The organism is Pantoea trifolii (assembly GCF_024506435.1).
GTDB classification, from domain to species: Bacteria; Pseudomonadota; Gammaproteobacteria; order Enterobacterales; family Enterobacteriaceae; genus Pantoea; species Pantoea trifolii.
In genome coordinates this window covers 82,332-96,754 of sequence record NZ_JANIET010000002.1, presented here as the reverse complement: position 1 = coordinate 96,754, position 14,423 = coordinate 82,332, and the positions used below count along the sequence as shown (strand labels likewise).

11 protein-coding genes are annotated in these 14,423 nt (G+C 53.1%); 4 read left to right on the top strand and 7 right to left on the bottom strand.

All coding sequences use genetic code 11. The annotated features are described in order from the left end of the window. Window positions 1–320: 320 nt before the first annotated feature. Window positions 321–2,753: an outer membrane protein assembly factor BamA gene (gene bamA / locus NQH49_RS19830; protein WP_256698483.1), complete on the bottom strand. Its 2,433-nt coding sequence runs from the start codon at window positions 2,751–2,753 to the stop codon at window positions 321–323. A 215-nt stretch (window positions 2,754–2,968) separates the two neighbouring features. After that, window positions 2,969–4,378 (bottom strand): MFS transporter, encoded by a 1,410-nt coding sequence (locus NQH49_RS19825; RefSeq protein WP_210080063.1) that lies wholly within the window; start codon window positions 4,376–4,378, stop codon window positions 2,969–2,971. 115 nt (window positions 4,379–4,493) lie between these two features. Between NQH49_RS19825 and NQH49_RS19820 the strand changes: the two genes are divergently transcribed. Further along, window positions 4,494–5,348, top strand: coding sequence for a helix-turn-helix transcriptional regulator (locus tag NQH49_RS19820; protein WP_256698482.1), 855 nt, complete (start codon window positions 4,494–4,496; stop codon window positions 5,346–5,348). A gap of 4 nt (window positions 5,349–5,352) precedes the next feature. Here NQH49_RS19820 and NQH49_RS19815 read toward each other — a convergent pair whose 3' ends face one another. Continuing rightward, entirely contained in the window at window positions 5,353–6,336 is a 984-nt protein-coding gene (locus tag NQH49_RS19815; protein WP_256698481.1) for a glycosyltransferase family 32 protein, read from the bottom strand. Window positions 6,337–6,671: 335 nt separating this feature from the next. Between NQH49_RS19815 and NQH49_RS19810 the strand changes: the two genes are divergently transcribed. Further along, window positions 6,672–7,379 (top strand): phage antirepressor KilAC domain-containing protein, encoded by a 708-nt coding sequence (locus NQH49_RS19810; RefSeq protein WP_256699423.1) that lies wholly within the window; start codon window positions 6,672–6,674, stop codon window positions 7,377–7,379. 38 nt (window positions 7,380–7,417) lie between these two features. Here NQH49_RS19810 and NQH49_RS19805 read toward each other — a convergent pair whose 3' ends face one another. Further along, window positions 7,418–7,909 carry a GNAT family N-acetyltransferase gene (locus NQH49_RS19805; RefSeq protein ID WP_256699121.1) on the bottom strand — a complete coding sequence of 164 codons (492 nt, stop codon included), beginning with the start codon at window positions 7,907–7,909 and terminating at the stop codon, window positions 7,418–7,420. A 287-nt stretch (window positions 7,910–8,196) separates the two neighbouring features. Here NQH49_RS19805 and NQH49_RS19800 point away from each other — a divergent pair, with 287 nt between their 5' ends. Beyond that, the gene (locus NQH49_RS19800) at window positions 8,197–9,624 is read left to right on the top strand and encodes an alpha,alpha-trehalose-phosphate synthase (UDP-forming) (RefSeq protein ID WP_256699119.1); all 1,428 of its coding nucleotides are present in this window, start codon (window positions 8,197–8,199) and stop codon (window positions 9,622–9,624) included. Window positions 9,625–9,670: 46 nt separating this feature from the next. Here NQH49_RS19800 and NQH49_RS19795 read toward each other — a convergent pair whose 3' ends face one another. Then, window positions 9,671–10,522, bottom strand: coding sequence for a DMT family transporter (locus tag NQH49_RS19795; protein ID WP_256699168.1), 852 nt, complete (start codon window positions 10,520–10,522; stop codon window positions 9,671–9,673). 143 nt (window positions 10,523–10,665) lie between these two features. On the opposite strand from NQH49_RS19795, the gene NQH49_RS19790 reads away from it, so the two are divergent. After that, window positions 10,666–12,000 carry an aminotransferase-like domain-containing protein gene (locus NQH49_RS19790; RefSeq protein ID WP_256699118.1) on the top strand — a complete coding sequence of 445 codons (1,335 nt, stop codon included), beginning with the start codon at window positions 10,666–10,668 and terminating at the stop codon, window positions 11,998–12,000. Window positions 12,001–12,018: 18 nt separating this feature from the next. Here the strand turns inward: NQH49_RS19790 and NQH49_RS19785 are convergent, their stop codons facing one another. Both NQH49_RS19785 and NQH49_RS19780 read right to left on the bottom strand, forming a co-directional pair. Then, window positions 12,019–13,200, bottom strand: a complete 1,182-nt coding sequence (locus NQH49_RS19785) for an NAD(P)/FAD-dependent oxidoreductase (protein ID WP_256699117.1) — start codon at window positions 13,198–13,200, stop codon at window positions 12,019–12,021. Between the two features lie 118 nt (window positions 13,201–13,318). Continuing rightward, window positions 13,319–14,260 carry a 2-hydroxyacid dehydrogenase gene (locus tag NQH49_RS19780; RefSeq protein ID WP_256699116.1) on the bottom strand — a complete coding sequence of 314 codons (942 nt, stop codon included), beginning with the start codon at window positions 14,258–14,260 and terminating at the stop codon, window positions 13,319–13,321. Window positions 14,261–14,423 lie beyond the last annotated feature (163 nt).

The window sequence follows — 14,423 nt, the reverse complement described above, 5'->3', positions numbered from 1 at the left end:
TCCATGCAGATCGGCCTCGCCATCCATGGCTCGGACGCTTTGCTCTTCGGGCTGGCCTTTCCTGACCTCATCGCTGCGATCGCACGTATTTGCACATTCCGTAGGGTCGCCACTTATGGCGACCTCTCTTACAAATAAAAAAAACCACCCAACATTGGGTGGCGAAATAAAATTCATCATATGCATAACAACGATATTTGCGAACACTCATTCCTTAAGAATTTCACGACTACTATTTTACCCTGCTGGCTATTTTATTCTGTCTTCACCGTTTAAAGATAATGTAAAACTCATCTCATCATTTAACGCTTTAAATACAGCTACCAGGTTTTACCGATATTAAACTGGAACTGCTCCGACTTATCGCCCTCATATTTCTTTATCGGCAAGGCATAAGAAAACACCAGCGGACCCAACGGTGATTGCCATTGCAAAGCCACGCCACTCGACACGCGAATCTGGCTGGGATCGCCATAATCAGGAATCCCCGCCGCTTTGGTGGCCGCGGTGTTCTGCCAGCTGGTATCCCACACGGTGCCGGCATCGACGAAGAAAGAGGTGCGCAACGAATCGGCATAGCGCTCGCTGATAAACGGCGTTGGCACAATCAGCTCTGCGCTCACCACCGCCATCGCATTACCGCCCACCGCATCATCTGATTTCTCTACCGGGCAAGCCCCGTAACTGCTTTCGCTACCGCTGCAGCGGTAATAGGCGGCTTTTGGCCCGATGGTGTTGGAGGAGAATCCGCGTACTGAGCTAGAGCCGCCCGCATAAAAGTTATCGTAGAACGGCACTTCTTTGCCGCCTAAGCCGTCGGCGTAACCGGCTTTACTGCGACCCATTAACACCCAGCGATGATCGCTGCTCAGCGGCAAATAGCCGTTGGCGGTCAGCGTGCTTTTGTAATAGCTGTTAGTGGAACCTGGAATCGTCACTTTGGTATTGAAACCGGCGCTCACGCCCGAGGTGGGGAAGAAGCCGCGATCCAGTGAGTTGTAGCTCCAGCCAATATTCCAGAAGAAATCGTTGGCGGTAAATTTGTCGGCAACGGTGGCATCGTCATCGTCGTCATCGCTGGTGATGACTTTTGGATGCATGCCCTGCGAACCCAGATAGCGCCACATTGCTACCTGCGGCGCCATATTGCTGACGCGGTTGTAGACGTAATCCAGCCCGCTGTTCACGCTGCTGTTTTCACCGATCGGGAAACTTAAGGTGCTGCCCGCGCCAAAGCTTTTCAGCGTGTATTCAGAAAGATCGTTATCTTCCGCGCTGTAATCGTTATAGAACAGCTTGCCGCCCAGACTGACGCCATTCACGGTGAAATAGGGATCGGTGGCGGCGATTTCGACATAGGTTTGATAACTGTTTTTGGTGCCGCTAAAACTCACAGTGTTGCCGGTGCCCATCCAGTTATCCTGGCTGACGCCAAGCTGATAGCTGATGCCGCTGTCGGTGCCGTAGCCCAATCCGACATTAAAGGTGCCGGTATTGCGCTCCTTCACTTTATACACCACGTCCACCTGATCCGGGCTGCCCGGCACGCGCTGTGTATCCACATCTACGCTTTCAAAATAGCCGGTACGATTAAGCCTTGCCTTGCCCTGCTCCACCTGATTACTCGCCAGCCATGCGCCTTCCATCTGACGCATTTCACGACGCAGCACCGCATCTTTCGAAGTGTCGTTGCCTGAAAAACGCACCTGCCGCACCGAGAAGCGTCGCCCAGCATCGACATTCACGTGTAACTGTACGGTTTTATCGCTGTCGTTAATTTCCGATTGGGTATTCACCTGCGGGAACGCATAGCCGTAACGACCGAGCAGGCTTTTAATCGCCTCTTCGTTTTCAGTGATTTTTGCCCCGCTGTATAAGGTGCCCGCTGGCAACTGCACCAGTTTTTCAATCTCGGCGGAATAGCCAGCCATATTTCCCGTCAGTGTTACGCCGCTAACATGGTAAACATCGCCTTCATGAATATTTATCGTAACGTAAATATGTTTTTTATCCGGCGTTAAAATGACTTGTGTGGAATCAAGATTGAATCGCGCGTAACCACGATCAAGATAATAACTGCGCAGCGTCTCTAAATCGCCCGAGAGTTTCTGCTTCTGATATTTCTGGTCGGCGATGATATTCCACCACGGCACATCGTCGCGCAGCTGGAAATGCGAAATCAGTTCATCCGATGAAAAAGCCTGGTTGCCTACAATATTGATCTGCTGAATTTTTGCTGACACGCCTTCAGTGAAAATGAACTTCAGATCGACGCGATTGCGCGGCAACGGCGTGACGACTGCCTTGACGCTGGCAGTGTATTTTCCGGCGCTGTAGTAGAAATCTTCCAGCCCTTTTTCCATTTCCGATAGCGTGGTGCGATCCAGCGCTTCTCCCACGCGCACGCCCGAGGCATCGAGATTCTGCTTGAGCTGATCCTCTTTAATCGCTTTGTTGCCAGAGAACGAGATGCTGGCAATCGCCGGGCGCTCTTTGACTTTAATCAGCAGCGCATCGCCATCTCGCAGCACCTGCACATCGTCAAAATTGCCGGTGGCGAACAGCGCACGGATGGTGTTGCGAATATCATCATCATTGACGCGATCGCCAATACGCAGCGGCATATGCAGCAGCGCCGCGCCGGGTGCAACGCGCTGGAGCCCAGCAAAGTGAATATCCTTTAGGGTGAAATCATCTGCACCAAAGGCGGTGGTGGTTACCATAAAAAGTAACCCGGTTAACATCTTCTTCATCTGTTGTGAGCCTGCCGTTTTTCCTGTGCCTGATTCAAGCGCCCTGCTTCCGCACCACATAAAAAACGGGCTGAACACGCGGTTCAGCCCGTTAACTGCGGCGATATGTTCCGGAAAAAAGACCGCTGAGCCAAAGGTAAATTCAGCGCGACTCACGGATTTTCGGTTGTTTTACAATAAGGTGGAACGCTCCTGCTGAAATCTGCTCACAAGAATTACCCTTCCGCCGTTACCGGCTGAAACGTACGGCGATTGAGGCTGGTGAAAATCACCAGTAATGCCATCATCACCAACTCAACGCCAAGCGTACCGGTGATCGCCGCCAGATGATTACCGTGCGTGTAGATCTGTGTGAATACGCCGCCCAGCAGCATCGGGCCTAATCCCAGCGCCGATTGCTGCACCGTTGAAAGCACCGCGCTGCCCGCGCCCGCCTGATGATGCGGCACGCCGCTCATGCCAATGCGGTAGAAGGTGCTGACAATAAACGACTGACCAAAACCAATCAGTACCGTCGCGGGGATCAGCGTGAAGATGCCGACCTGCGGCCAGGCGAGTTGCAGCGTGGCGATCAGCGCCAGCAAACCCACCATCTGAATGCCGCAGCCCATCAGCAAGGCACCGCGCTTACCTAAACGCTCGACGATGCGCGTCGATTGCATCGCCCCGATAAAATAGGCCACGCCCAGCGCGATAAACGCATTGCCGGACTGGAACGCCGTCAGCCCCAAACCGGCTTGCAGCGTTAGCGCGACCGAGAACATAAAGCCGCTCCAGCAGGAGAAGAACAGCACCGCCAGCGTCAGGCCAAATCGCACGCTTGGCAGACGCAGCAGTGAAGGCGGCAGCAGCGGCGCGCCGTTGGCCGCTTCCAGACGCAGCGAACTCTGGCGCAGACGATGCAGAAACAGCGGAAACAGCACCAGCAGCAAGATGCACGGCCACGACCAATGCAGCAGCGGACCGAGCGCCAGTGCCAGCATCAGGCAGCCAATCGCGCCTGCCAGCAGCAAGGTGCCGCTGACATCCACCGGCACGCGTTGGGTGTTCTGCGTTTCCGGCACAAAGCGGCGCGCGGTGATCAGCACAAACAGGCAAATCGGCAGGTTGATCAGGAATACGCTGCGCCAGCCGTAGCCGCCGATATCCGCTTTGATAAGAAAACCGCCCAGTACCTGACCGATGATAAACGCCAGCCCGCCAATGCCGCCGTACAAACCGATGGCGCGTGCATGCGCTCTGCCCTTCAACGTAATGTGCAGCGTGGCGAGAATTTGCGGCACGATAAAGGCCGCGCCCACGCCTTGCAGCGCGCGGGCAAACATCAACAGGCCAACGCTGTTGGCGATGCCGCATAATAAAGATGCAATACCGAAGATCCCTACTCCAGCGAGGAATACGCGGCGGCGGCCATAATTGTCACCGAGCCGCCCGCCCATCGCCAGGCAGATGGCAAAGGCGATGCCATAGACCGCGACGATCAGCGCCAGCTCGATCGCCGTGGCCTGCAGCGTGTGGGCCATCGCGTCTAACGCTACGTTAACGATAGAAAAATCAATCATGGGCAGCAGTTGCCCGGCAAGCAGGACCATCAATCCTGTGCGTTGAAGTTGCGATGTCTGCATCGGTTTTACCTTGTTTTTGCTGTCAGTACGGCATAGCATCACCTAACCGTTAAACGGGTACCAGTTCTTGTTTATCATGGTATAAATACTACCCGTCTTGTCGAAGTATCTGCTTATGAGCCTGGCATCCGCGCCTGTAACCACCGAACAAAACAACCGCAAATTACTTGGCACTTTTCTGCGCACGCGCCGCGAAAACCTCGATCCTAATCGGCTCGGTTTGCCGCGCATGCGCCATCGCCGCACGCCAGGTTTACGCCGTGAAGAAGTCGCGCAGTTAGCGGATGTTGGCGTGACCTGGTATACGTGGCTGGAACAGGGGCGTGATATCAAAGCCTCGCCGAAAACCCTGACGGCGATTGCCAGCGCGTTGCAGTGCAACGATGTGGAAACGCAGCACCTGTTTTCGCTTGCCGGACATGCGTTGCCTTCGGTGCGCGTAGTGGCAGCCTGCTGCAAAATTGCCGCGCACAATCAGCAGATGCTTGACGCTATCCAGTTACCGGCGATTATCGAGACGCCGCGCTTTGATATCCTCGGTTACAACGCTGCGTGGTGTGCCCTGATGGGCGTGGATTTAGCCGAGATCGCACTGGAAGATCGCAACTGCATCTGGCTGGCCTTCAATCATCCCGCATGGCGCAAAGCCATCAGTGACTGGGATGAAGTGATGCCGCAGATGGTAGCGATGTTTCGCGGGCAGATGGGCGAGCACCTTGGCGATCCGCACTGGGAAAGCTTTCTTGCCCGCCTGATGAACAGTTCAGATGAGTTTGCGCACACCTGGCAGCGCTATGAATTGGGCCAGGTGGAGAATCGCGTGAAACGCTTTTACCGCGACGAAGTGGGTGAACTGACGCTGCGGCAAAATAATTGGTGGTCAGCGTCCCGTAACGGCGATCGCCTGCTGGTGTATGTGCCGGACGATGAAACCAGCGCCGCAGCACTGCAACAGCTGATCAATCCTTAATGCGTTATGCCTTGCTGGTCAGCGCCGGAAGCGGCGTCTGCGGGCGGGCACTAGTCAACAGAATCTGACCCAACAAGCTGTCTTTGTTCACCACGCCATATTTCAGATTGGTGTCGAGATATTTGCGATCAAATCCCGTCAGTTTGGTCAGCGGCGGCAACACTGCTGGCAGACGATCTACCATTAGCATGCGGCTCAGCTTCACCGGACGCCACTCCACCAGACTTTGATACAGCAACGCGCTGGCCTCACATTTACGCAGGTAGAAATTGTACTGATTGTTCTCACGCAACGCTTGCTGCTGCGCGATATACACCACCAGATAATCCGGTGGCGTGATGCCTTGAACAATGGTTTCGTAATCAGGCAGCGCGAGCAAACGACGGAAAAATTCGTCGGCGCCCACTTCGACAATCGGGCGGAAAAAGTGCAGCCAGCGCGCAATAAAGGCGTTATTTTTCGGCGCGGCCAGGAACCAGGACTCAATCACCGGATAGGCTTTGTCCAGCGTCGAACTGTCGCGATAAAAGGCGATCAGGTCATAACGATCGTCCACATTCACCGCCAGCAATTCGTCCATTGTGCGGTTGAGAATGATGGTGGCATCCATCCAGATTCCGCCATAGCGATGCAGCAACTCCAGCCGGATGACGTCACTTTTATGCGAAGGACGCATATCCTGATGTACGAAGTGCAGATCGGGCAGATAGTGCTGGATGTTCAGGTTATTGATGACCGTTACCAGATAACCGGGATTTTCACGCACGATCTTGTCGACAAAAATCTGCACTTCTTGCGGCAGCGTTTCGCTTTCCCAATACATCCAAATCTGACGCGGAATGGCCGCAGGTGCGGTCTGGCGTGCAACCAAATTAATATCCTGCTCTGCGGCGGGATTGTAATCGGGCAGCGTTTGGCGTTTGGTCAGCTTTTTTTCCGCCAGTAAACCTAATGAGACCAGATGGGTTTTAAATTTATTCTTTTTCATCGTTTCTCCAGCAGCATAGCCGCCAGTTAACTACTTATTGCTGTTAAAAAGGCACACATCAACCCTGCACGTAATGCTGCAGAAAGCCGATAAAAGCCCGGAAAATTGGCTCAAAACTATCAAACAGCCCTCATCGCGACAATTTAATAAGCCGTGAAAACCTCACTTTAAGAGAATACGCAGGGATTGCGTGAAACTGAGCTGGCTTTGTGAAACGTTACGCAAAGCTGAACATCTTGCGTGAACGGTTAAAAATAATACTGGATATATAAACAGTGCTACGTATACTTATTCAACAGCTACAAGGCTGAGTAAGTCTGCAAGAGGTGATAATGATGATGATCTCAACGGAAAGTCTGTCTGCTTTGAATGCATCGATGATGATGAGCAGCCGCGAAATTGCCCATGTCACGGGCATTACACACAGTGAAGTGAAGCGCCTGGTGAAAAGCCTGGAAACCGCACAGCGGCTTTCCCAACCTTTGACGGTGAATCTGTATGAGCATCAGGGTGAAGTGCGTCAGGAGTTTCATCTCAACAAACGCGATTCATTACTTGCCGTTGCCCGGCTTTCGCCTGGCTTCACTGCGGAATTACTCGATCTTTGGCAGCAGCGCGAACAATTTACTCATCTGCCTGATTTCACCAATCCGGCGGTAGCGGCCCGCGCCTGGGCTGAGCAGTTTGAGCAGCGCCGGGCGGCTGAGCAGCAACTTGCATTGTCTGCACCCAAAGCTGAATTTTTTGATCGCTTTGTTGAGATCGAAGATTCACTCGGCTTTCGTCAGCTGTGCAAGATGTTGAAGGTCAAGGAAACCGAGTTTCGTGAGTTCCTGTTAGAACGCAATATCATGTATCGCGAAAAAGGTACGCTGGCACCACAACACCATCATATGCAGGCGGGTTATTTCACCTTGCGCTCTGGGCGTGGCGAGAATCAGCATGCTTTCTCACAAGCGCGTTTTACCGCCAAAGGCGTGAAATGGGTGGCCAGTTTATGGGCGGGACATCTGTCAGCTCAGCCGAAAAGTGTGGCTGCGTGAGGTGAGATTCGGGCCGCCATGAATGGCGCCCCGACGAATTACAGCGTCATCAGCATCTCATGCCACGCCATGCCGCCGTGGTCTGACTCGGACGGTTTGACGTACTGATAGCCCCATTTTTTATACAATTCAACGTGCTGGGTTTTGCACATCAGATGAATGGTTCGCTTATCCATTTTCTTCATCAGGTCGATAAACTGGCGCATCAGCAGCGACGCATAACCTTTGCCCTGATAAGCAGGATCAAGCACCACCGACATAATGACGGCGTTGGGTGCTGCGGGATCGTGGCCGATTAACTCTTTGAACGCTTCATCCGACATCACTACATCCCACGCGCAACCGGCGTTGATAAAGCCAATCACCTTGCCCTCGGTTTCCAGACATAAAAATCCCTGCGGATACTGCGTGATGCGGGTAGCAATCTTTTCACGCGTGGCGGCTTCATCACCTTCGTAAGCCTCAATCTCAATCGCGTAACAACGATCCACATCGGCCAGCCTGGCTTCTCTAAATACTAACGTCGACACAACTAACCTCTTCAAGTCACTTCTGAACGGCGGTCATTCTAACAGGCCGAATGTCCCGGTGCGTATAAATGCGCACCCTACGAAAAACGCACCGACCCTTATGATATCGACTACAGCCTTTTCCCAAACTCGAAATTAAATCTATTACATTTTTATAATTTCCAGCGCCTTTTTTACGACATTTTTACGGGTTGGTCGGCTAGATTAGTTTCATCGACAGCCCTGAAGGATTCGCAGGAGTAGCTAAAATTGAAAAATAGTAAACGCACTGACAAAAGGCTAATGCTATGTCAGGCCTAATATTGGTATCACACAATCAAAATAATTACTCAACGCTTTCAAGTATTTATGAAAGTATATTGACGCGTCGTGGTGGCATGTGGGTGAAATGGAGTGGCGAGTTTGAGTCTTTTACCACTGAACCTCATCGGGAGCTAAATTTTACTAGTGGTAAACAATTCGACACGCTGACATTCCGCTTAACTAAATCAGAATATGAAGAAGGTTATCATCAATATATCCATCAGGGATTATGGCCGGTATTTCATCAGCGTCCCGATATGGCGCGCTTTTCTACCAGTAGCCAAATCGGTTATATGAAAATGAATGAAACCTATACGCGCGCCATTAGTGAATATGCCATGCCTGATGATGATATTTGGTTGCAGGATTATCACCTGATCCCTGGCATTAAAATGCTGCGCGATGTCGGCCTGATAAATCGCATTGGTTTCTTTTTCCATCAACCTTTCCCGGCGGGACAATCCTTTGAATCAGTGCCCAACTGGCGCTATCTGGCTGATTCCTTATTGTGCGCCGATCTGATTGGCTTCCAGACCACCCACGACATGAACAATTTCACCGCCTGGGTTGAATCCCGATTCCGTTGCGAACGCCAAACGCCTTACACGCTGCGCATTCATGGCCGCCAGATTCGCGTCGGCGTATTCCCGGTGGGCATTGATACCGCCGAAACCAGCGCGCTGGCGGAAAGTAACAGCTGCCAGTTTATGGAACAGCAATGTCGCGACACCTTACCGGAGAATCTTATCCTCAGCGGCGGGCATTTTGACGACAGCACCGGCACGCCCTACCGCATCAGCGCGATAGAAGTTTTGCTGCGTCAACACGAGGAGTATCACCACAAGTTTTCGTTGGTGCAGCTGGCTTCAACGGCGTCAGGTTACAGCCATCGCATCAAAGCATTGTCGCGTGATCTAGAAACCCGCTGCGGCGAAATGAACGGCGTGCATGGCGAGCTGAACTGGTATCCGGTGAGTTATTTGAGCAATCACTATTCGCGTGAAGAGCTGTGCGGATTTTATCGTGCGGCACGCGTGGCGCTGGTCACACCGCTAATAGCCGGGATGAGTTTGATGGCGAAAACCTATGTCGCCGTGCAGGATCATGCCAATCCCGGCGTGCTGATTCTGTCGCAGTTTGCTGGCGCCGCTGAACAGATGCAGGGCGCGCTATTGGTGAATCCTTACGATCCCGATGCTATCGCCGATGCCATTCACACCGCGCTCATCATGCCGCTTTCGGTGCGTCGCGAACGTCATGCCAGCCTGCTAAAAAACCTGCATCTGCATGATTGCCACAAATGGGCTGAAAGCTTCATTAACGCGCTGCAGCCGCGAGAACAGGATTTCGATTTAACACTTAAGTCGGGTGCGCTGATTTCCAATGGTTTTAGCGGGCGACTGCGTTATTAATCCAAAATGGATGAGGCCGCCTGCGGGCGGCCAACATGCATGAAGATTAACGCACACATTTTCGCGAACCGATGACGCAGAGAATGACGCCAAGCGTGACAGCTATCATCAGCGGGCTGACGCTCTCGTGCAGCAACGAAGCCGACAGACCCAGTCCAAAAAATGGCTGGAGCAACTGCAGTTGCCCGACAGCGGCAATTCCACCGATAGCGAGCCCTTTGTACCAGAAAATAAAACCAATCAGCATGCTGAAAAGCGAGACATAACCCAGCGCAAGCCAGGCTGAAGTGCTGATGTGGCTTAGGGATTCAGGTACGGTAAAATATGACGCGATCAACATGAAAGGCAGTGAAATAATCAGCGCCCAACTAATAACTTGCCAGCCTCCCAGCTCACGCGAAAGTTTTGCCCCTTCGGCATAGCCCAGGCCGCAGACGATCACTGACGCGAGCATCAGCAGATCGCCTTTAAGTGATACGGCAGCGAGATGAGAAAGCGCAAAGCCCACAACCAGCAAACTGCCGCAGAGGGAAAAGAGCCAGAAAGCGCGTCGCGGACGTTCACCACCACGAATGACGCCAAAGACGGCGGTTGCTAGCGGAAGCAACCCGAGGAAAACGATCGAATGTGACGAAGTTACGTGCTGCAATGCCATGGCGGTCAGCAACGGAAAACCAATCACCACGCCCATAGCGACGATGAAGAGCGAGAATAGTTGGCTTGGATCAGGTCTTTTGACCTTAAACAAGCAGATCAACATGAGCGCCAGCACACCCGCTATCGATGCGCGGATGAAAGTCAGAAAAAACGGGTCGATGTCCTGAACGGCAATACGCGTTGCCGGCAGCGATCCACTGAAAATAATCATGCCCGCCAGGCCGTTCAGCCAGCCTGACATTGACTCAGGACGCGTCTTTTGTATCACCACGTTAAACCTCTTTCAGTAGCTGAGTGAAGGTGACTATTTCCTTCATGAATTGACGCTACGGAGGATAAACGCCATGATCCAGAACAATCAAAATATTGTCATGGATACATTCGGTGAAAGCACGTTATAAGGATGTGGTTGACGAATATGCAGCGGCTATACGCAGCGGAGAATTGTCGGCAGGCACACGCCTGCCAACCCATCGCGCGCTGGCGGCGGAAAGACGGATCTCACTAGCAACCGCTACACGTGTCTACGCTGAACTTGAGGCAATCGGGCTGGTCAGCGGTGAAACCGGACGCGGGACTTTTGTCCGGGAAATTTCTTTGCCTCTGGGTCTCGGTGTCGATCAGCATGTGGTCGCAACCGATGTGGTGGACCTCAATTTCAATTATCCCGCATTGCCCGATCAGGCCGATCGCCTGCGCGATGCCCTGCGCAATCTCTCCAATGTAGGGGATATTGAATCGCTGCTGCGTTATCAGCCGCATGCCGGGAAAGAGAGCGACCGGCATACCATTGCATCATGGCTTAGCTCAACTGGGATCACGCCTTCGGCTGATGACGTTCTGATTGTCAATGGCGCACAGCACGGCCTTACCATCGCGGTGATGGGATTGCTGAAACCCGGCGATGTTGTGGCGGTAGACGCGTTGATTTATCCCGGCTTTAAGGCGCTGGCTGCGCTTTATCATCTTGAACTTGCCGCCATACCTGCTGGACCCGACGGTCCTGATTTCAATGCATTAAAACAGATTTGTCAGCGCAGGCGCGTGCGTGCGATTTATACCATGCCTACATTGCATAACCCGCTTGGCTGGGTACTGAGTGCTGCGCAACGCAGAGAGCTCGCCCTGATTGCCCGAACGTTTGATCTTCTGGTGATTGAGGATGCCGCCTATGCTTATCTGGTGCCTCGTCCGCCGCCGCCGATGGCTTTTTATGCCCCTGAAAGAACCCTTTATGTGACCGGTTTTGCGAAAAATATCGCCACCGGATTGCGCGTCGGCGCCGTCGTCTGCCCCGCTGGCATGCGTGCAGCGCTTGAGCGGGCTATTCGTGCTACTACGTGGAATACCCCTTCTCTGATGGTCTCGTTAGTGTGTGGCTGGATTAAGGATGGGACGATCAAACGCCTGGAAACACTGAAAAGACGGGATGCCCGTGAGCGCCAGTCGATCGCCCGCCAGATTCTTGCGCCCGAAGATTTTATCAGCCATCCCAACTCTTATTTTCTCTGGCTACCGTTGCCGTGCGAAGTCAGGGCTGAACGCGTGGTACAGCGTTTAATGCAGCAGCAAATCTCGGTAGCTTCAGCTGAGCCCTTCAGCACCTCAATCAATGTGCCGCATGCCATTCGTCTTGCATTGGGATCGGTTAGCAAGGATAAACTGCGGCTTGCCGTGGCGGCAGTGAAAGAGACCATCGATTATGAAAGAGACCTGTAAAAACCGTGTCTCATTGCGTTATTGCGCCGCCGGGAAATTACGCTTTATCGGCGCAAACTCTTCCACGCTTTTACCCATCAACCGTTGCGGGCGGAAATCGCTAAGCAGGTCACTTGCTACATCGCTAACGAGCTCTTCAGCCACCAGCTTGCCTATCAATGGCGAAAGCGTAATGCCGCTGTGCGTCACCGCCACATACACGCGCTGGTGCGCTGTGACATAACCGATTGCCGGTAAACCATCGGCAGGTCGGGCACGTTGGCCTACGACGATTTGTTCAATGTGCAACTCGCCCGCATCCGCAAACAGCGCATGATAACGCGCGCGGAACTGCGCGGCGATATCGCTGGTGATCGATGGGGGCGCAGCAGAATCGGCCAGGTGATCCAGCTCTAACGCTTGTAGCAGCAAACGTCCGCCGCCGTCCGGGCGCACGTTGAGTTGCGGAGAGATGAGATTGGCACTGAGCGACAGCGGCTGCGGCGCGGTGTGCACCAGAAAACTGCAGGCCACCGCATTCGGTTTGCTGGTATCCAGCAACGCCAGATTGAGTTCGAGTGAATTGAGCAACTGATTGGCCCAGCGTCCGGTGGCTAACACGATACGATCGCCCTGCCACTGCTCGCCGTTTTCCAGATCCAGCGTAACGCGATCGGCACTTTCGCTGATGCTGTTGATGCGTTGATGCTGATACAGCAGCGCGCCGTGCGCTTTCGCTTCGGACCACAAGCGCGCCAGATAGAGCGCAGGATGCAGCACCGATTCTGTCGGGAAGTGCCATACGCTGCCGCTAATGGCCTGCGCCCGCAGCTCCGGGATATCGCGCAGCACATCTGCGGGCGACGCTTCACGCGCCGCATAACCTGCCGATTGCAGCGACGTCGCACGCTGCAGCAAACGTTGCTGCGCATCACCCTCGGCGGCCCATTCCCAGGTTCCGCCGGTTTCCAGCCAGCGCAACCCGTTCGGCTGCGCGTGCTGCAGTTTGAGATGCTCTTCCATCGAGAGCACATTAAGCAGGTGATAACTTTGCGGCTGTTTACCGTTGGAGTTCACCCAGGCAAACGTGGTGCTGCTGGTGCCTGCACCAAGGTGTTGTTGTTCGAAAACGGTGACTTCAACGCCCTGCAACGCTAAGGCGCGCGCCACCGCTAATCCGATAACGCCGCCGCCAATAATGGCAATTTTCTGTGCTGTCATAATGGGCTCCTGAATTAAGTGCCGCTATTATAACAGCCTGGCTGAGTGAAAATTGCTATGACTAAACAGGGATAATTTATCTGGATATAAGAATTTCATCTTAATCCGGACACTTAAATTATACCGATGTCAGAATCTTCCCATCGGCGAAATAGGCCAGCAAATTCTCCAACACATTATTGGTCATTTGCGCGCGCGTTTCATGAGTTGCACTGGCAATATGCGGCGTTAACAGCACATTATCCAGTTCACGTAGCGCGGGATGAATTTTCGGTTCATCCGGATAAACATCCAGCGCGGCACCTTTAATGGTTCCCTGTTGCAATGCCGCTATCAGATCGGGTTCATGGATCACCGTGCCACGCGCGATGTTGATCACTACACCGTCTTTGCCGAGCGCCGCCAGCACCTTAGCGTTGACCAACTGGAAATTCTCTTTGCTGCCCGGCAGGGCCAGCACCAGAAAATCACTGAAAGCAGCCAGTTGCTCAATGGTGTCGCAGCGCTTATAGCTGACGTTTTTCGCCGAACGCGCTGTATACGCCACCTCCATGCCAAACGCTTCGGCACGGCGCGCAATCGCTAAGCCAATCGCGCCCAACCCGGCGATACCGATTCTTTTTCCGCTGGCGCGACTGGAGAGCTCAACGCCGTTATTTTCCCATGCACCGGATTTTGCAAACTGATGGTAAGCCACCAAATTACGCGAGAACGCCAGCGTTAACGTTAGCGCCAAATCAGCGACATCATCGGTCAGAATATCGCGGGTGATGCTGACCTGAATATCGTGTGCGGCAGCGTATTGAAGGTCGATACGATCGGTGCCGACGCCGAATACGGCAATCGCTTTACACTCGGGTAATTGTTCCAGCAGTGCAGTTTCAACCCCGACATCGCCACGCGTAACAATGGCTTTTATCGCTTTATCATGCTGCTGAATAAATTGCGTCGCGTCTTGCTGCTCATATAAGCGATGACAGTGGAAATGTCGCGTGAGCTTTTCATCTAACTGAGGCATGACCGGCTGAATAATCAGTACGGCAGGTTTGGTATTCGTCATTTTATTGTCCATTAGCGGTATTTATTTCCACCAGCCTAACGGAGTTATTTATGTTACGGCGTTGCTGTTACTTTTTTCGCTGATAAGATCACGCATAGTATTATTACGATGTTTACCTGTTGCGCATGAAGGCGCACGCTACAAAGTCAAGGCCCTCGCTGGC